This window comes from Vibrio sp. nBUS_14 (assembly GCF_051201655.1).
Classification (GTDB): domain Bacteria; phylum Pseudomonadota; class Gammaproteobacteria; order Enterobacterales; family Vibrionaceae; genus Vibrio.
This window is the reverse complement of sequence record NZ_CP179207.1, coordinates 92,848-112,687: the sequence shown is the minus strand read 5'-3', so window position 1 is coordinate 112,687 and position 19,840 is coordinate 92,848. Positions and strand designations below refer to the sequence as shown.

Sequence of the window (19,840 nt, the reverse complement as noted above, 5' to 3'; positions counted from 1 at the left end):
ACTGGTAGTCATTATTCAGAGAAAGTACATGCGGCTTTGAGTCTTCCATCGTCTTTTTTAAGAACAGGGCATTCTTATTTAAAGTTCTGAATAGTATGGTTTTTCGGAGTGAGCCAGCTTTTAATATGCTTAAACTTGAAGGCTCATTGTTAACTGTATATTTAGGAAAAATAGTAATGAAGAAAATAATCATCTTAGTCGCACTGGTACAATTGATTACGGTCTCTACCAGTCACGCTCAAGAACTCAATAACGAGATGAACAATTCGTTAAGTTTTTGCCCAGAAAACGACATATATTGTCAAATAATCATGAGGGAGCTTTAATCAGAGCCACAAAAAGGTTGCCAACAAGGCAACCTTTTTATTTAGAGTGTGTCTAGCTTTTAATATCTAGCTATTGCGCCACTTCATCAACCAAGTACAAGATCGACTGGTAAGGAATGCCGCTGTGGTGTGATAAACCGATCTCACAGGTTCGGCTGTTACTGAAACCACGAGTGCAGTTACTCGGTACTTGTTCCTTGAGTGGATGCACAGCTGCCTCATTTAACTCTGGCGTAGTAAAGCCTTTGTCACCTGCCCAACCACAACACTGAATATGCTCAGGAACGATGACCTCTTCGGTACAGGCTTTAGCAAGGCTCAACATCGCGCCTTCCAAGCCCATTCGACGAGAACTACACGTGACATGCAGCATCACGGTTTCTTGCAGCGGCTCAAGTGTCAGGTGCTCAAGCAGATAGTGATTCACAAACCCTGTCGGCTCTAATACCTCTAACGGTTTGGTGAACTGTTCAATACTGCGTTTAGCACATGGACTGGTGTCCATTAATACTGGGTATTCACCCTGACGACTCGCTTGCCACAACACTTCTTCGAGTTGTTGTGCTTTCGATTGGGCTAAATCGGTCATCCCTTTGCTGTCGTAAGGCATACCACAACATTGGTCATCGAGCTTTTTCGGAAGAATAACCTCAAATCCGGCTTTGTTAAGCAAAGACATGGTCACTTCCGTTAGAGGACGTTGATCGCCCGCATCGCTTTGTTGTCCCATAGTTCGACTGGCACACGAAGGGAGGTAAACCACCTTCTTATGATTGCTTGAGTTTTCTGCCGTCGCTGGTGATGAGACTAGCGAGTGTCTATTGGATTGCGGCATCTCCGGCATCCAAACGGGTGTCGCACCTTTAGTTATTGAGCGCAAGCCGTTGGTTAGCTTGCCGACGGTATTTGCGCCTAATACTTTACTCGCCACTTGGTTGGTTTTGAGGCCAGCCTTAGTCAGTTTAGTGGTGGTCGAGAAATGATCCGCTGTCCACTTAGCGATTGGCGTAAATTTCTCGTACTTGGCAATACGAAGCTTCTTGATCAAATCACCGGTGTTGATTCCCACTGGGCAACGCTCGGCACACAGGCCAGTTGCGGCGCAGGTATCGATACCTTGGTATTCGAAGGTTTTCTCTAGTTCGCTTGCTTCTATTTCTTCGCCCGCAGCTCGGCGGCGTTGCAGTTCTCGGTACAGAACAATGCGTTGACGTGGTGATAGAGTCAGCGTGCGAGACGGACATACCGGCTCACAGAAACCACATTCAATGCAGCGGTCGACAAGGTCATCAGCAGCAGGCATTGGCTTCAAATTCGTGATGTGTGAATTTGGATTGTCGTTAATAATAACGCCAGGGTTGAGCAGTCTTTCTGGGTCGAACAGCGCTTTGATCTTTTGCATCAAGGCGTAGCCATCTTTGCCCCACTCCAACTCCACATAAGGCGCCATGTTACGACCTGTACCATGCTCTGCTTTCAGAGAACCTTGGTATTTCACCGCAACCAGTTCGGCAACATCATCCATGAAACCGCCGTAACGGTCGGTCTCTTCTTGGCTATCGAAGCCTTGAGTGAATACAAAGTGCAAGTTGCCTTCGAGGGCGTGACCAAAAATGATTGCTTCGCTGTAGTCATATTTATCGAACAACTCTTGCAGCTCTCGAATACCATTAGCAAGGTTTTCGACAGGGAATGCCACGTCTTCAATGATAACGGTCGTACCGACTTCACGCACTGCGCCAACAGCAGGGAACATGCCTTTTCGAATACCCCACAGGGTTGCGACTGTCTTTGGAGCGGAAGTGAAAGGCACCGATTCAACAATCGTGTATTCAGTCAATGCATCCAAAATTGATTTACATTGTAAATCTAAGTCCTGCTGGGATCTGGCGTGTGATTCAACCAAAATAGCTGCTGCTTCCAAGTCCAAGCTTGGCATAAATGCAGGCATACCCGGTTTATCAGCCACTGAACGTAGTGCTCTGCCATCCATCAATTCAACCGCAGCAACGGGTGTTTTTGATAATGTAGTAACGGCTTTACTTGCTTGTTCGATGTCGGCAAACACCAACAGCGCCGAAGCTTTGTTCGGGTGCTCGATAACCGTGTTGTAGGTAATCTCAGCAATGAAACCTAGCGTGCCTTCTGAGCCAATCATCAAGTGTTTGATGATCTCAATTGGATCGTGGTAATCAACCAAAGCATTCAGAGCGTAGCCAGTGGTGTTTTTGAGGCGGTACTTGTGGCGGATTCTGTCTGCAAGTTCTTGGTTTGAAGCTGTCTGTTGATGTAATTCGACAATGCCTTCAAACAGGTCTTTATGTGATAGTTTGAATGCCTCAACACTTGCGTTATCAGCTGTATCAAGCAGGGAGCCATCACTCAATACGATTTTCATGCTCTCGACGGTGCGATACGAGTTTTGCGCAGTACCACAACACATGCCACTGGCGTTGTTCGCGGCAATACCACCAATTTTACAGGTATTGATAGAGGCTGGGTCTGGGCCGATTTTACGTTGGAAAGGGGCAAGGTATTTGTTGGCATCAGCACCAATCACACCCGGTTGAAGGATGATCTGATTGCCGTTGTCGACGATTTCGTGGCCACGCCAGTCATCGGTCAGTGTGATGAGTACCGAGTCTGAAACCGCTTGTCCTGACAGGCTAGTGCCTGCGGCGCGAAAGGTAAAATGAATACCGAGTTCGCGACAGCTTTGAATGGTAAGTATGACTTCGTCTAAGTTTTTGAGCCTTAGAACCATTTTCGGTACCAAGCGATAAAAACTCGCATCGGTGCCGTAAGCCAATCGCTTTGCCTCTTGAGTGACAATGCGCTCTGTTTCTATTTTTTGAGCCAGTATCGCTCCAAGCTGCTGATAAGCTTGTGCGTCTATTACTCGCTCATGGGATGTGGTTGTCTCCATCTTTGCTTCCTTGTGCTTCTTATTTGGCACTGATTTGTTTTTATTTTATTTTCCAGTGTTTAAACGGTGTCACAACGGCAGTGTAATTGCTGTGACAACGATTGAACTTCAGTCTAAGTAGACCAAAGCATTAGTCCGAATCCGAACCTAAGTCGTTGAGGTTTAATCTAGCCCCACCAGAGAATTATGAGTTAAGTCTCTGATTGTCCTGGCGCCAGTTAGAGTCATCGCAACGCGCATCTCTTTGTCATATAGGTCGAGTAGGTTCTCAACACCTGCTTGTCCTTGCGCTGCTAACGCGTAGACAAAAGAGCGACCAAGCAAGGTGCAGTCTGCGCCCATCGCCATCATGCGAACGACATCTAGGCCAGTGCGAATGCCAGAGTCGACCAGAATCTTAGTATCGCCTTTTACCGCGTCTGCAATCGCAGGCAGTGCTTTAGCACTTGATAGAACACCATCAAGCTGACGACCACCGTGGTTTGAAACTACGATACCGTCTGCGCCAAATCTCACGGCGTCTTTTGCATCTTTTTCATCAAGAATGCCTTTGATGACCATCGGGCCGTCCCAGAAGTCACGGATCCACTCTAGGTCTTTCCATGAAATCGACGGGTCGAAGTTGTCACCCAACCAACCGATGTAGTCTTCAAGTTTGGTCGGAGAACCGCGGTAAGTAGAGATATTGCCAAGATCGTGTGGCTTGCCTAGTAGGCCAACATCAACAGCCCAACTAGGATGACGCATAGATTGAAATACACGACGAATTGCTGCATTTGGACCGCTCATTCCTGAGTGCATGTCACGGTAACGAGCGCCGGGTACTGGCATATCAACGGTGAAGACCAGTGTCGTCACGCCTGCCGCTTTTGCACGTTCCAATACGTTCTTCATGAAGCCACGATCTTTTAGTACGTAAAGTTGGAACCACATTGGGCGCTCAATCTTAGGTGCGACTTCTTCAATCGGGCATACCGATACGGTCGACATCGTAAAAGGGATGCCTTTATTGTCTGCGGCTTTTGCAGCTTGTACTTCGCCACGTCGTGCGTACATGCCTGTTAGACCAACGGGCGCTAAGGCAATCGGCATCGCTAGCTTTTCGCCAAACAGCTCAGTTTCCAAATTCAGATCTGACATGTCATTGAGGACACGCTGCTTGAGCGCGATCTCTGCAAGATCGGCCGTGTTGCGGCGTAGGGTATGTTCTCCGTAAGAACCGCCGTCAATGTAGTGAAAAAGAAACGGTGGTAATTTCACTTTTGCTGCGGCGCGGTAATCAGTCGATGCGGATATGATCATAATTTCAGTCCTAAATTCTTGGGATGTCGCCCTTCTATGAGAGCTTGGCTTGGGCTGCTTTAATTCTTGTAAAAGTAAGCGTTGGTTCTTTCTTAAACAGTGAAGCAATTAACCAGTTAGGCAATTAATTGGTGAAGCAAATAAACAGTGAAACAATAAAATGGCGTTAATACCTGAGGGTGTTGATGTGTTTTAGTATCCATTCCGAAACTCATCAACTGTCTTATTAGACGGTGTTGCAGTCGGGGAATTGAGTATTAACGCCAAGTGCTTTTGTAACGACTTATGGTTTACATAAGTGCGTCTGTCATTTTGAAGCCGTAGATAACCACTAGGCCGATAATTCCTGTCATCACCAAGTAGTAGAACGTTGGGATGATTGTCTTACGTAGTGTTGCGCCTTCGCGTCCTAACAAGCCTACGGTCGCCGATGCAGCTACCACGTTGTGAATCGCAATCATGTTACCGGCTGCAGCACCCACCGCTTGCAGAGCAACAACCACGGCACTAGAGATAGACAGAGTTTGTGCTACTTCGAATTGGAACTGGCTGAACATCATGTTTGAAACGGTGTTCGAACCTGCAATGAAGGCACCTAAGGCACCAACCGTGGCACTTAACGCTGGGAATGCGCTGCCGACTAGGTTAGCTGCAAAGTTGGCAGTGGTTACTGGCATACTTGCTAAATCAGCGCCGTTCATGCCAGAGTTAATGAAGATACGAACCATTGGGATGGTAAACACCAACACAAAGCCTGCGCCAATCAGAGTCTTGCTCGACTCACCAAAAGCTTTAGCCAGTGGCGTTGCGCTACGTGATTGCATTAGAACAGCAATCAGTGCGACGAAGACCAAGATACCGCCAGGTAGATACAGAGGCTGAATCGCTGTGCTTACGCCTGTCTCGCCAAGGATGTTGCTGAAAGAAAGGCTAACGCTCTTAAGCTGGCCTTTGAACTCAGGGCTTACACGGCTAGTCACTAGAGTGACGGCGAGCAGCACATAAGGTGCCCATGCCATCGCCATGCTCATTTTTTTATGGTTTTGGTTGTTGTCATCAAGGTCGATTTTCAAAGAGCCTAGCCATTCTGCTGGCCACTTGTCTTCGCTTTCGAAATCCCATTTTGATTTGGGTACTAGGAAGCCACGTTTTGCTGCTGTTACAACAATCGCAAGGCCAACCAAACCACCAATCAGTGATGGGAACTCAGCTCCGAGGAAAACACCCGTTAGTGCGTAAGGAATGGTGAAAGCGGCACCTGCGAACAGTGCGAATGGCAGGATATCAAGACCTTCAGTCCAGCTTTTGTTCTTACCGAAGAAGCGAGTCAGCATCATCGCCATCAATACAGGAATCATCACACCAACGCAGGCGTGGATGATTGCAACACTTGATGTGATCTGTTGTAGGTAAGCATCCCATGTTGAACCATTGGCAATCATGCTTTCACCGATGTTGTGCGTATCCAAACCTTTGTTTACACCAACAATGATAGGTGTTCCAACCGCGCCGAACGATACCGGAGTAGATTGAATCATCATGCCCATCAGTACCGCTGCTAACGCAGGGAAGCCGATTGCAACCAACAATGGAGCGGCGATTGCAGCGGGTGTGCCGAAGCCGGATGCACCTTCAATGAATGAACCAAAACACCAAGCGATAATGATCGCTTGCACACGACGGTCTGCTGATATGTCAGTAAAGCCGTTGCGGATGGTGGTGATAGCTCCGGTGTGTTTCAAAGTGTTTAATAAGAAGATGGCGCCAAACACAATCCAGAGAACCGACACGGTAATGCCGAAGCCTTGGAATACTGAAGCCAGCACGCGAGTGCTAGACATATCCCATGCGAATAGGGCGATAGCAACGGTTAATGCAAATGCCACGGGCATCGCTTTTTTTGCAGGCCAGTTAAGGCCAACCAGCAGAATCGATGCAACAACTATTGGCGAAAAGGCCAATAATGCTAGTAGAGTTTCACTCATGGGTACTTCCTCGTACTTGTTTTCAAACGTTCATGTTTGAAGTGAATAACACGTCATTAGTTTTGTAGGTGTAATCTGAATCTCGAGGGTTCAATTGTTGTAATTAGAGTCGCTTTATTGGTAACCGATTTGATTGCAAAAGCTTTTTTTGTAATTTTTTTGTTAATTGGGCGTGAATTTACCCCTTTATTTTTTATTGATATAGGGAAATAATGAAAATAATTAATTCCAAAATTGGCATAATCAGATGCGAGCAGACGATTTGATCCTGTTTTCACAGGTAGTAGAGCTGGGTAGTTTTAGTAAGGTGGCAGAGCAAAATAACCTTACAAATTCAGTAGTTAGTAAAAGAATTGCGCGATTAGAGGAAGAAATTGGCGTGCAATTATTATATCGAACCACGCGTAAATTGACCCTGACTGAGGCGGGCAAGGCAATGTTACATAGCGCCAAAAATGTGAAGCAGGCGGCACAAGAGGCTATGGACGCAGTTTCAGGCTTTGGTGAAAATGTCAGTGGTCATATCAAAATGTCAGTGCCTACTATCTCCGGAGATTTGATTCTGGCAGATGCCGTTGCCGAGTTTTGTAATATGCACCCAGGTTTAACGGTCGATATGTCACTTAACAATCGTTTTGTCGATTTGGTTGAGGATGGTTTGGACTTGGTAATTCGCACTGGTTACTTGGAAGACTCAAGCCTTATTGCACGTCATATATTGGATTCACAATGGGTAGTGTGTGCCTCGCCGTCTTATATCGGCAAGAATGGTAAGCCGATGCTGCCTAAAGACTTGGTGAAGCACAACTGTTTGCAATACGCCTATCAAACAACGGGCGCTAGCGAGTGGCAGTTCCTGCATAGTAAAGACGGCTGTACCGACAACGACAAATACATCGTGCGTGTCTCGGGTTCATTTTCTACAGATAACGCGACTGCATTAAGAAAAGCGGCGCTGGGCGGTCATGGGATTGCGTACGTGCCACGTTGTCTGGTTTATCACGACATTCGTAACGGCCAGCTGGTGGACATCTTTCCAGATTTGGTGGGTAAAAAGCTCGGTATTTATGCGGTGTACCCCTTTACTCGCCAGCCGCCAAATAAAATTAAGTTATTGATTGAACACATCAGAACGCGCTACCTGACGATTTCACATTATTTTTAATAAGGATCACGATGAGATATTTAAAAGAGTATCAATATCCAATCACCAACAAACAGATCGTCAGCGATGACTATTTTGGTCAAATAATCGAAGACCCATATCGCTGGTTAGAAGACGACAGAAGTGACGAAACCGCGCAGTGGGTGGCAAGTCAAAATGAAGTGACGTTCGATTACCTTGCTCAAATCCCGTATCGCGCAGAACTGCGAGAGCGATTGGCGAAAGCGCAAGACTACAAAAAGAGCTCACAGCCGTTTGTGCGAGGTGATTACACTTATTTCTATAAGAATGATGGCCTGCAGAATCACAGCATTCTCTATCGTCAGAAAGAAGGCTCGCAGCTTGAAGTATTCTTGGACCCGAATACCTTCTCGGAAGATGGCACGACATCTCTGGGTTCTGTGTCGTTTTCGAAAGATTATAGCTTGGTGGCGTACAGCATTTCTGAGGGCGGCAGTGACTGGCGCAAGATTTTTGTTATCGATACCGAGACCAAACAACAGCTTGAAGCCGAAATCACCGATGCTAAATTTACCGGTATCTCTTGGTTAGGCAATCGTGGCTTCTATTATTCCAGCTACGATAAGCCAGACGGCAGTCAGCTTTCGGCACGTACCGAACAACACAAGCTGTACTTCCATGAATTGGGAACAGAACAAGCCAGCGACAAGGTGGTTTTTGGTGAGAACAACACCGAGCAGCACCGCTATGTATCGGGTTACACCACTGAAGACGACCGTTACTTGGTCATCATAGGGAGAGAGTCGACATCGGGTAATCGCCTGTTTTATATCGATTTAAACTCAGCAGAACAACAGCTGAATACGCTGATTGATCATGTGGATAGCGATATCTATCTAATTGATAACCAAGATGAAGTCTTCATCTTATACACTAATCTCGATGCGCCTAATGGCAAGGTGATGAGCTTTGATACTCGCAATCAACAGTGGCTCGAAATCATCCCTGAAAAGCCACAGCCATTAGACATCAGCACTGGTGGCGGCTACTTGTTTGCCCACTATATGGTGGATGTGGTGTCTAAGATTGAGCAGTTGGATTTCCAAGGCAACCTAGTTCGTGAAGTTCATTTACCTGGCCTTGGAACGGCCAGTGGCTTAGGTGGAAAAAACGAGCAAACTCAGCTTTATTACACCTTTACCAACTATGTAACGCCGCCAACGATTTTCTCTTTTGATGTTGAATCTGGAAGCTCTGAAATCTACCAACGCTCTGAGTCTCCGTTTGAGTCGGATCAATTTGAGTCTAAACAAGTCTTCTATACCTCGAAGGATGGCACTCAGGTTCCGATGCTTATCTCTTATAGGAAGGGATTAGTGTTAGATGGTAATAGTCCAACCATGTTGTACGCCTATGGTGGCTTTAACGTTAGCCTAACGCCTTCTTTCTCGGGCACGGTTGGCAGTTGGCTAGAACTGGGTGGCGTATATGCGGTGCCAAACCTGCGTGGCGGTGGTGAGTATGGTAAGGCGTGGCACAAAGCCGGAACTCAGCAGAAAAAGCAGAATGTCTTTGACGACTTCATTGCTGCTGCCGAGTTCTTAATTGAAGAAAACTACACCAGTAGCGATAAGTTAGCGATCCGCGGTGGTTCTAATGGTGGTTTGTTGGTTGGTGCTTGTATGACCCTGAGACCTGAGCTGTTCCAAGTCGCTTTGCCTGCGGTTGGGGTGTTGGACATGTTGCGTTACCACACATTCACCTCTGGCGAAGGCTGGGCGTACGATTACGGCACGTCAGCGCAAAACAAAGAGATGTTCGAATACCTGCTTGGTTACTCTCCGGTTCATAATGTGGTGCGAGGTATCGATTACCCAGCAACACTGGTGACCACCGCAGATCACGATGATCGTGTGGTGCCTGCGCACTCTTATAAGTTCATTGCAGAGCTGCAAGACAAGCATGAAGGTGGCGCGCCTGTGATGATTCGTATTGACGTAAATGCAGGACATGGTGCGGGAATGCCGCTGAGTAAAGCGATCGATCTTACTGCTGATATCTACGCATTTACCCTGTTCAATATGGGAATAGAGTCTCTAGGTTTAATCTAGAAAATACTTATTTTAGATAACTGGGTATTTGACTCAGTCCAAAAGCCTCAAAATCTGCCTTAGGTTTTGAGGTTTTTCCAAATGTATGAAAATCAATCAAATTTACATCCAATTCTCTTTGTTTTCCTACACCCTTTTCCGTGATAGCCGCCACCATTACTGATGAAATGAAAGCGATTTCAAGCTGAAATGTCACGTATTTTTTTCCATAACTTATTGATATTATTGTAGTAGTTTCCCCTGTGGATTTTCTAAAAGTTTCATGACATTTAAGCTGATTTATCAGTGTGAACAGCGACCAACTTTTCAACTCTTTCATTGCTTAATATTTCCCTGTTCGATGAAAACTCAAAAAAATAATAGGGAATTACAATGCAAAAATTTAAGCTTTTGCCAATAACGGTCGCAGTGGCGGCTTCGCTTGCTTCACTCTCTTCTTTTGCTGCAGAGACGGATCTTGCTGCTCTAGAACAACGAATCCTAGAGTTAGAATCTCAAGTTGGAGATATCAAATATGTTGATGACCAACAACAAGCGGTTCTAACGGCTGAAACAAATGTGCCAGATGGCATTGTCTTCTCTGGTTACGCTCGTTACGGCGCTCATTACAAAAGTGGTGATGAACGTTACGTAGACATCGGTACAACAGGTCGTTCAGTCGGTCGTTTAGGTAACGAAGCTAATGGTGGCGAGGTTCAGCTAGCTAAGCTTTTCGAAGCTGACAACGGCGCTATCTGGGACATCGTATTCATGGCTGACCACTGGGAAGCTGACGCTTGGGCTGACGACGGCGGCTTGAGCATGAAAAAAATGTACGCTGGTGTAACCAATGTATTTGAAAGCCAACCAGAACTTTACATGTGGGCTGGTCGTGACTTCCATCAACGTCCACAACAAGGTTTGAACGACTACTTCTGGATGACACACGATGGTCAAGGTGCTGGTTTTAACAACTTAGACTTTGGTGGTGCCAAGCTCGACATGGGCTTTGTAGGCCAAGTGAAAGGCGGCCTAGTAAATGACAATGGTCGATATGCAATTACTTCTAAGCTTCACTCAATTAACGCGGGTATCGGTCAACTAGACCTCTATGCTAACTATGGTTTTGCTTCAGATGAAGCAGACGTAGCGGGTGATCCAAAAGTAAGTGATGAAACAGCATACCTAGTAGGTGCAACATTAGGTTTGGGTGAGTCTAATAAGTTGGTTGTTAAGTACGGTGACGGTGCAGATTCATCGGTATATGACCTTAAAGGTGATTACCAGACTTTGTATGCAAGTGTTGAGGGTAGCTACGCGGCATCTGAACAGTTCATCATCGATTACTTAGTGTCTTACAAAGACAATTCTGGCTCAGACTTAGATCGTGAGAATACTGAATACGCGGGTATCGTTCGTCCACAGTACCAATGGGATGATGTTCACTCTACATGGTTAGAAGCGGGCTACGGTATGGTTGATTACGATGACGACGGTGAAGAGAACGCGTGGAAAGTAACGTTGTCTCAAAACGTTTCTCTAGGTGGCTTACCTTGGAGCCGTCCAATGCTTCGCTTCTACACAACCGTCGGTGATGTAGAAACGAAAGGCAACACAGTGAAGACAACCAATGTTGATACATTGTCGTTCGGCGCAATGTTTGAAGCTTGGTGGGGCTTTGTTGCGTAATTAAATTTAAAGATAGAACTACCCCGTTTCGCGTATTTCTTAATCAATACGACAAGTTTCAGGCATACCTAACCCAGTAAGCTTGTTCAACGCTTTTATCATCGCGTAAGTTTCACCCACCTGTGCATTGTAATTTCTTAAGCTCAATCGTCCTCCTAGCAACTGTTTAACTCGATACATCGCTGTTTCTGACAATGAACGTTTGTGGTATCCATACCGCTCTTTCCAATACCTATTTGAGCCGTATAATTTCTGGCAACCCACGGCGAGATTTCGAGGGTGACCACGCTCCCAGAAGGCTGCACCTTCTCTTGGGGGAATAAGCGCAATGGCTCCCTTCATCTTAATAGCAGCGTGACACGCTCTCGTGTCGTAAGCGCCATCACCAGACACCTTAAGGATACTTCGGCGTGTTTGTTTCAGTAAGTTCGGGAGTACTTCGCCATCTGTAACCGTCGATAAACTTAGCTCGGCGGCAATGATCTCATGAGTGTTGGTATCGACGGCAATATGAAGCTTTCGCCAGACTCTACGCTTGCCATCCGTACCGTGTTTTTTGACTTTCCATTCACCTTTGCCATAAACCTTAAGGCCAGTTGCATCAATGGCTAGGTGTTGTATCGCTCCTCTCGTTTTAGTCTTAAATGAGACCACAACTTGCTTGGCCCTACGACTGATGCAGGTGTAATGCGGACAACTTAACGGCACATGGGCTAACCTAAATATCGAGTCGATAAATCCTTGCAGCGCTCTCAGTGGCATAGAAAAAACTCGTTTCACCATGAGTGCTGTCGTAATAGCTAAATCACTGAACCGACGTAGCCTCCCGCGCTTATTCTGTTTGCTTTGCGCCCACCCACTTATTGCTTCTTCATCAATCCAGAAGGTCAAAGAACCACGGTTAATGAGTGATTGGTTGTATTGCTTCCAGTTGGTTGTTTTGTAACGAGGTTTAGGCATAAGGCTACGAGAGAGAGTGGTGGTAGCTGATCAGATCGTAGGTTCTTGATTTAGTTCCATTGAATTACGCAACAAAGCCGTTTTCTTATGCAATTTTCCAAATGTATGTTATGGCTGGAACTTGATTAGGTGCGCAGATAAAGTGAGCTTGATGGAGTTATGTCAGAGGAACGTAACGGATCAGAGCGTAGGTTGTTGATTTAGTTTTATCAAATGACTCCCCAAAATCAGTGGCGATAAAAACTAGCGTTCTATAGCCAAAAGTAAGAAGAACTTATCTTTAACCTTGGTATTGAAGGAAAAACATTGTTGTTATTCAAGATGCTCAATACAAATCAATTCTATATCTTTATCTGAGAGAGGTAATTGAGTTAAACCGCATAGATGGGTGCCTTTAGATAAAGGTTGATTATGTTGACATGTGGCACATACACCAAAGGTATGCAGACGGTTTTGATTCTGAATTGAACGCAGTAAAAGTTGCAATTGCTGTTGTAATTCTGCGCCATCAACACCTGTACTTTCCTTTTTTTTGTTCGTATTTATTGCCCGTTTCATCAACGGTGGTGGGAACACGGTTTTGATTAGCTTCCTGCCCTGTTGTGAAACGACTAAATGTGTAACCCTCTTATCCGTTATGTCGGGTTGTTTGATCAAGTAGCCTTTTGTTTCCAGTACTTTAAGACTTTGAGAAACCGTGCCTTTTGTTAAACCCAAATATTCAGTCACGGCTTTGGGCGTGTCAGAAAATCGATTGCAAATTGATAAGTAGTATAATGCCTCAAAATGGATAGGCTGAAGGCCATAAGGCGTTAGATCGGCCCGCACTTCATTTCTGAGCAGATTACCGACTCTATCGAGTAAGTGATATAAAATTTCTGTATTCATGAATTAATAGTATCGACTAAAAACAATGTTGACAAGTGGGTTTCTATACGACTATGCTATTTGGTATCGACTCGAAACTAAAAAGGCAAAAGATGAAAATTTCTAAGCTAGGTTTATCTATATTGACGGCATCGGTAGTGGCAAGCTCTGGTCAGGTGTTCGCACATGCAAACCACACAGGTGGTATTAATTCTCAGATGAGTTCTGGCACATTGGCACCATTTGACATTATTCACACCAAAGTCACGACGAAAGGGAATATCGCGACTTTTCATATGGCAGTCTCTGAGCGAGCAGGAGAGATTAAGCCTACGGCAACAGGTAAACTTGCAGGTAGTAATGTGTTCTCTTACGTTTGGCCGACAACTCTCAACAGCAGTCTGGTTGGTTTCGACGATAATGCAGGAATACTCGCGCTAGCTGTGACGTCTCATCCAGATTTTGATGATACGCCATTGTATGACGAGAATGGTGATGGGAATAAAGCGAATGATGGTGATGTCTGGCATAGTCACTGGGTGGTTTTAGAGCCCAATGAGCAGTGCGGAGCTGGTGCACTTGGTGTGGTTAATATTCCCGAAGGAGCCAAGCCTAATTTACCCAAAACTTGGCCAGGTTTACCGATTCTGATTGATAGTCCTGATTACAAACCCAACTTCAAAGAAAATTCGGTTAATGTAAGTTTTCAGTTTGACAATGTAGAGGCGCTGAAATTAGCACAATTTGACGGAGTCACGTCTGGTCTGAGAGTCAATGCTAGTGCACATTCACCTTTGCTTTGTGTGGTTGATGTTTTTGATGTTGCATCTGGTGATTTATCACTGCCGGGTAAAACGAACCAATAGGAGGGCTAACATGAACCAATGGTCAAAAGCCCCAGAGCTCAAGGTATCGAGCTGGTTAAATACAGATACTCCTTTGCTTCTTAGTGAGTTGAGAGGGAAAGTCATTGCCTTACACACATTTCAGATGCTCTGTCCTGGTTGTGTAAGTCATGGATTACCACAAGCTGCCAAGTTAGCACATTTCTTCAAGGATGAAGCGTTAGAGGTCATAGGACTACATACTGTTTTTGAACACCATGAAGCTATGCAGCTTAAATCACTTAAAGCATTTGTACATGAATACCGTCTAGATTTTCCAATCGCAATTGATGCTCCCTCAGGCGGATCAATACCTATTACAATGGGCGAATATGGATTAGGGGGGACACCTGGATTGGTTCTAATTGATAAAATGGGCCATATTCGATTTACTCATCATGGCACCATTGACGACATGATACTGAGTAAAATGGTGTCATCCTTGTTGGGGGAAGTAACTTCAAATGATGATAGCTTTAATTTCAATGCCAATGACTCAAGCTCGAGTGGTGGAAAATGCTCAGTAAGTTGAACGTCATTGCGGGCATGCAGTTGGATATTGAGTACAATAGGTGGAGTGAGGTTGTACTCAATTGACAGTCTTAAAAGGCTATTAACATATAGTAAATATGCGTGACCATCGTTTTCAACCACTAAACTGATCTTCTTTACATGTCAGAAACGAAAAATGTCGCATCCATGCGACATTTTTCTTTTGGCGGCCAAACCAGTTTGCTATATCCATTCTAGAGTGCAATCCATCAGATGCTTTTTCAGAATGTAATTTTAAGACGTCGTTAACCTTGATTAGTTCCCTTTAAGCGGCATTTTTTTCTGAATTATTTTCTAGATCGAATGACGCTGCGATGAGTTTCTTGGTGTAGTCGTTTTTCGGCGCATTAAAAATCTCTTCAGCTGAGCCTTTTTCCATCACTTCACCCTTCTGCATCACAAGTACACGATCCGAAAGTGCCTTCACGACCGAAAGGTCATGACTGATGAATAGGAAGCCAATATTGTGCTTAGTTTGGATGTCTTTGAGCAGGTCAATCACGGTCAGCTGCACTGAGCGATCGAGTGCTGATGTCGGTTCATCCAACAAAATGAAAGATGGCTCAAGAATCAGTGCACGAGCAATCGCAATACGTTGTCTTTGTCCGCCAGAAAACTCATGGGGGTAGCGGTTAATTGAGTTTGGCTCTAGACGAACCTCAATCAGCGCTTTGCGAGCTCTTTCTAAACGTTCTTGTTTTGACAAGTGAGGTTGATGTACCGTTAAGCCTTCGGTGATGATTTCGCCAACCGTCATACGTGGTGACAAGGAGCCATAAGGGTCTTGGAAAACCATTTGAACATCTTTTTTCAGGCTATGGCGCTGTTTGTCGTTGAGTAAGTTAACGTCTTGTCCCTTATAAACAATACGACCTGAGCTTGGCAATAAACCGATTAACGCACGTCCAAGGGTTGATTTACCAGAGCCAGACTCGCCGACAATGCCGAGGGTTTCGCCTTGTTTTAGGTTCAAAGAAATGCCTTTGACGGCTTCGAAGTACTGGTTTTTACTCTTGATGAAATGTGATTTAACCAAGAATTGAACTCGGATGTCGTCAGCACACAATAGCTCTGGAGCTGATGCCTCAACAGGAACCTTAGCGCCTTTCGGAATCGAGTTAATCAGCATGCGTGTATAGTCGTGTCTTGGGTTTTCGAATAAGGCTTGAGTCACCCCTTCTTCAACAAGTTCACCTTTACACATCACCAGAACACGGTCTGCAAAGTGTTTTACTACGCCAAGGTCATGGGTGATAAATAAAATAGCCATTCCCATCTTGCTTTGAATCTCTTTGATAAGAGAGAGCACTTCAGCCTGAACTGTCACATCTAATGCCGTCGTTGGTTCGTCGGCAATCAAAATGTCGGGTTCATTAATTAAGGCCATTGCGATCATGATGCGTTGCAGCTGACCACCAGAAAACTCGTGAGGGTACTTAGTGTAGGCTTGCTCTGGCATTGGCAGATGAACAAGCTCAAATAGCTCAAGTACGCGCTGTTTGGCCTTTGACTTTGATACCTTACGGTGACACATAATGGCTTCAGCCACTTGAATGCCTACACGCAAATATGGGTTCAAAGAGGTCATCGGCTCTTGAAAGATCATGCCGATTCTATCGCCCCGAATTGACTGCATTTGGCGTTCTGTTTTTTCGAGTATCGATTGTCCTTCAAACTCAATTTGAGATTGAGGGTCAATAATGGCGTTATCAGGAAGCAAACGCATCAGTGCGTTGGAAGAGACTGATTTACCTGAACCTGATTCACCAACAATGGCCAAGGTTTCGTTGGAGTTAAGGGTAAAGTTAACCTTTTTAACCGCATCAATGATTCCATCATTGGTTGTGAAGCTAACGGAGAGGTTACTGACTTTGAGAATGGCCCGGTCCGACATGATATATCCTTATCAATTTAAGACATTAGGTGAAGATTGAACTTCTGACGTTGTTTTAAGCTGCCCAAAATGGTGATGAGCACGCTGAATTTGTTCTAGCTCTAGCATCCAATGTGAGCTGCGCTGAGCACTGCAAAAAGCGATCAAGTGATTGAGTAGATCTTCACTTTGCTTTTCCAGTAGTGAATAAGTCCGTTGAATCAGTTCAGTGCTTTCTAAAGAGATAAACTGCATCAGCGCGTATGACTGATTCAATGTGTCGAAGGCTTGCTGTTGCAGACCCTGACGGTTAAGAATTTCTGATTGAGCTACGCTTGCGTCTCTTAGCCCTGCCAATAGACAAGCAAACTGACAGGGTTTGATGTCGCTTTGGTACGCCGCGTCTTGGATGTGATGAGGAAGAGAATTGAGAACATCACTATAAAGGCGTTGTGCTTTAGGCCAGTGACCTTGTTCCATTAACTGTTCAGCTTTTAGGTAGTGCATCCAGCATCGTTCAATTTCCATATCCACATCCTCAATTTATAATATCATGGAATGTTAATGATATTTATTATCAATTGCAAATTAAAATCATTTACGTGTTAGGTTGGTAAATAAAATAACCCTTTATTCTTAATAATCGGCTCGAATTGTGTGTTATTTGTTCAGTTGAACTGCCATGTTGCGTAAGTCACTAAATTTATGGGAAATTACATCTACACTGATTTTATCTACCCCCAAGTAATAAAGGACTAAGGAGGCGGCCATGGCGATTCAAAGACTCAATACAGAACAGCTGTATCAGGTAGCAGAGCTAGAGAAGCTACCCTGTAAGTCGACCAAAGAACTGGCTCCAATTGACGAGATCGTCGGGCAAGAACGGGCGCAAAAAGCCGTTGAGTTCGCGATGTCAATTAAGGAAAAGGGTTACAACATTTACGCGATAGGACGCAATGGTCTAGGTAAACGCACTATGATCTTGCGTTATCTCAACCGTCACCCTCAAGAAGTCGAGGAGCTTTTTGATTGGTGTTACATCGCGAATTTTGAAGATATTCGTACACCTAAAGTGCTCAAGTTACCGAGTGGCGTTGGCAGCAATTTAAAACAAGATATCGAAAAATTGATGCGTAAACTGCTTAAAGGTATGCCTCTTGCGTTTGATAATGAGATGTACTTTAGCCGTGCAGACAGGCTTAAAAACCAGCTGGCAGCCAAACAGCAAGCAGCGCTAGAAAGTATTAGCCAAGAAGCGAAAGAAAAGGGTATTAACCTAACGATTACCACTCAGGGCGATTACCAGTTTGTCGCAATGAACGGCGAGGAGCTTCATACCGAAGAGAGCTTTGATTTGCTTTCGCCGGAAGAACAAGATCAGTTCGATAAAACCATTGATGGATTAGAGGTGGGGTTACGAACGATTTCTCGAGAGCTGACTGAACTTGAAGAGACGTATACAGAGAAAATTCAAAAGCTGAATGATGATACGGCAAGGGATGTGATAACCCACTTTGTTAAGCAGTTGAAGCAAGATTACAGCCAATATCCAGAGATCAAAAAGTATCTCACGGCACTGCGTAAGGATATTGTCGAAAACGCTGATATTTTCTTAGAAGAGAGCACTGAGCAAGCTGAAATCGCGACGGCTTCTCTGGATAAGAAAATGCCACGTCGTTACAAAGTGAACGTCATTGTTAGCCAAAAAGAGCAGTCTCTGCCGATTGTGGTCGAAGAGAATCCGAACTATCACTCGCTGTTTGGTTATGTGGAAACGGCGACGTTCAAAGGCACGGTATTTACCGATTTTTCTTTGATTCGTGCGGGCAGCTTACACCGAGCTAATGGCGGCGTATTACTGATGGACGCGGTGAAAGTGTTAGAGCAACCGTATGTATGGGAAGGGCTTAAACGCGCGCTACGTTCACGTCAACTGAGCTTTGCGTCATTGGAGAAAGAAGTGACCCTAACGGGCGCAGTATCGCTTGACCCAGAACCGATTCCATTGGATGTGAAAATCATTCTGTTTGGTGATTATCGCACTTACCAACTGCTGCAGCATTACGATGCGGAGTTTGGTGAACTGTTCCGTGTGACGGCTGATTTTGAAGATGAGATGAAGCGTACCGCGGATTCTGAAATGCATTACGCACGCTTCATTTCGAGTATCGTGCACGACAACAATATGCTGCATTGTGATCGTAAAGCGATTGCTCGCATCATTGAGCACAGCTCACGTCAGGCCGGTGACCAAGGCAAGCTATCGCTGCATTCGGCACACATTGCGAACCTGCTTCGTGAGTCTAACTACGTCGCGAGAGGGGCGAAATCGAACCTGATTCGTTCTACCCACGTCGACCAAGCACTGTCTAATCAACAGATGCGTGTAGGACGACTACAAGACAGCGTAATGGAGACGTTTACAAACGGTACGACCTTGATACATGTTGATGGCCAGGCTGTCGGACAGGTTAATGCTTTGTCAGTACTCAGTACCACCGATCATATGTTTGGTGCGCCGAACCGAATCACGGCAACCACAGCTTACGGTGACGGTGAAGTAATTGATATTGAAAGAAACGTAGACTTAGGTGGCAGTATCCACTCGAAAGGGGTGATGATCTTGTCTGCTTATCTTTCTTCGGTATTTGGTAAGACAGCGAAAGTACCACTTACGACCAACATCACCTTCGAGCAATCTTATGGTGGTGTGGACGGGGATAGTGCGAGTATGGCCGAGTTTTGTGCGGTAGTGTCTGCTTTTTCTAAGCAGCCAAATCGTCAAGACATCGCGATTACTGGCTCGATGAATCAGTTCGGTGAGTCTCAGCCAATTGGTGGTGTGAACGAGAAAATTGAAGGTTTCTTTGATGTGTGTGAAATCAAAGGACGTTCAAACGAGCAAGGGGTGATTATTCCGCGTTCTAACGTTCACAACCTGATGCTGCGCGGTGACATCGTGAAAGCGGTTGAAAAAGGCGAGTTCAACATCTGGGCGATAGACCATGTGACAGAAGCGATTGAGCTGTTCACGGGCAAAGCGGCAGGTGAGGCGAGCGATGAGGGGAGTTATCCTATCGATACTATTTTTGGCATCGCTCAAGCCAAGCTCAATGCTCTGCGTAAATAGCTGAATACGTTAGGTAAATAGCTATTTACGTTAGCTAAGCAAGATCGGGTAAATAACCGTTATCCTTTGATTTAGCTAAAACGCAACAGCCATCGATATTATCGATGGCTGTTTTTTTGGTGCGCCGAGC

The 19,840-nt window shown here is 45.2% G+C and carries 14 protein-coding genes; 6 read left to right on the top strand and 8 right to left on the bottom strand.

Translation table 11 applies throughout. The features are described 5' to 3' along the window. Window positions 1-396: 396 nt before the first annotated feature. The 3 genes from ACMAZD_RS18045 to ACMAZD_RS18035 form a co-directional block, all read right to left on the bottom strand. Window positions 397-3,252 carry an FAD-binding and (Fe-S)-binding domain-containing protein gene (locus ACMAZD_RS18045; protein WP_435250057.1) on the bottom strand — a complete coding sequence of 952 codons (2,856 nt, stop codon included), beginning with the start codon at window positions 3,250-3,252 and terminating at the stop codon, window positions 397-399. Window positions 3,253-3,414: 162 nt separating this feature from the next. Continuing rightward, window positions 3,415-4,554, bottom strand: a complete 1,140-nt coding sequence (gene lldD, locus ACMAZD_RS18040; protein ID WP_435250056.1) for an FMN-dependent L-lactate dehydrogenase LldD — start codon at window positions 4,552-4,554, stop codon at window positions 3,415-3,417. Between the two features lie 290 nt (window positions 4,555-4,844). Further along, window positions 4,845-6,539: an L-lactate permease gene (locus ACMAZD_RS18035; protein ID WP_435250055.1), complete on the bottom strand. Its 1,695-nt coding sequence runs from the start codon at window positions 6,537-6,539 to the stop codon at window positions 4,845-4,847. Window positions 6,540-6,786: 247 nt separating this feature from the next. Between ACMAZD_RS18035 and ACMAZD_RS18030 the strand changes: the two genes are divergently transcribed. Both ACMAZD_RS18030 and ACMAZD_RS18025 read left to right on the top strand, forming a co-directional pair. Further along, complete coding sequence (locus ACMAZD_RS18030; protein ID WP_435250054.1) at window positions 6,787-7,704, top strand: LysR family transcriptional regulator; 918 nt, start codon at window positions 6,787-6,789, stop codon at window positions 7,702-7,704. 11 nt (window positions 7,705-7,715) lie between these two features. Then, on the top strand, window positions 7,716-9,776 hold the full coding sequence (locus ACMAZD_RS18025; protein WP_435250053.1) for a prolyl oligopeptidase family serine peptidase: 2,061 nt from the start codon (window positions 7,716-7,718) through the stop codon (window positions 9,774-9,776). A 7-nt stretch (window positions 9,777-9,783) separates the two neighbouring features. On the opposite strand, the gene ACMAZD_RS18020 is transcribed toward ACMAZD_RS18025, so the two are convergent. Beyond that, entirely contained in the window at window positions 9,784-10,095 is a 312-nt protein-coding gene (locus ACMAZD_RS18020; protein ID WP_435250052.1) for a hypothetical protein, read from the bottom strand. 53 nt (window positions 10,096-10,148) lie between these two features. Here ACMAZD_RS18020 and ACMAZD_RS18015 point away from each other — a divergent pair, with 53 nt between their 5' ends. Then, entirely contained in the window at window positions 10,149-11,444 is a 1,296-nt protein-coding gene (locus ACMAZD_RS18015; RefSeq protein ID WP_435250051.1) for a carbohydrate porin, read from the top strand. Between the two features lie 39 nt (window positions 11,445-11,483). Here ACMAZD_RS18015 and ACMAZD_RS18010 read toward each other — a convergent pair whose 3' ends face one another. Both ACMAZD_RS18010 and ACMAZD_RS18005 read right to left on the bottom strand, forming a co-directional pair. Next, entirely contained in the window at window positions 11,484-12,404 is a 921-nt protein-coding gene (locus ACMAZD_RS18010) for an IS5 family transposase (RefSeq protein ID WP_435250050.1), read from the bottom strand. A 312-nt stretch (window positions 12,405-12,716) separates the two neighbouring features. Next, window positions 12,717-13,292, bottom strand: coding sequence for a MarR family winged helix-turn-helix transcriptional regulator (locus tag ACMAZD_RS18005; protein WP_435250049.1), 576 nt, complete (start codon window positions 13,290-13,292; stop codon window positions 12,717-12,719). A gap of 92 nt (window positions 13,293-13,384) precedes the next feature. Here ACMAZD_RS18005 and ACMAZD_RS18000 point away from each other — a divergent pair, with 92 nt between their 5' ends. Next, the gene (locus tag ACMAZD_RS18000; RefSeq protein ID WP_017107684.1) at window positions 13,385-14,137 is read left to right on the top strand and encodes a hypothetical protein; all 753 of its coding nucleotides are present in this window, start codon (window positions 13,385-13,387) and stop codon (window positions 14,135-14,137) included. A gap of 10 nt (window positions 14,138-14,147) precedes the next feature. Beyond that, window positions 14,148-14,687, top strand: a complete 540-nt coding sequence (locus tag ACMAZD_RS17995; RefSeq protein WP_435250048.1) for a redoxin domain-containing protein — start codon at window positions 14,148-14,150, stop codon at window positions 14,685-14,687. A 285-nt stretch (window positions 14,688-14,972) separates the two neighbouring features. On the opposite strand, the gene ACMAZD_RS17990 is transcribed toward ACMAZD_RS17995, so the two are convergent. Beyond that, entirely contained in the window at window positions 14,973-16,601 is a 1,629-nt protein-coding gene (locus ACMAZD_RS17990; RefSeq protein ID WP_435250047.1) for an ABC transporter ATP-binding protein, read from the bottom strand. 12 nt (window positions 16,602-16,613) lie between these two features. Next, window positions 16,614-17,108: a hypothetical protein gene (locus ACMAZD_RS17985; RefSeq protein ID WP_435250046.1), complete on the bottom strand. Its 495-nt coding sequence runs from the start codon at window positions 17,106-17,108 to the stop codon at window positions 16,614-16,616. 241 nt (window positions 17,109-17,349) lie between these two features. On the opposite strand from ACMAZD_RS17985, the gene ACMAZD_RS17980 reads away from it, so the two are divergent. After that, window positions 17,350-19,710 (top strand): Lon protease family protein, encoded by a 2,361-nt coding sequence (locus ACMAZD_RS17980; RefSeq protein ID WP_435250045.1) that lies wholly within the window; start codon window positions 17,350-17,352, stop codon window positions 19,708-19,710. Window positions 19,711-19,840: the final 130 nt, after the last annotated feature.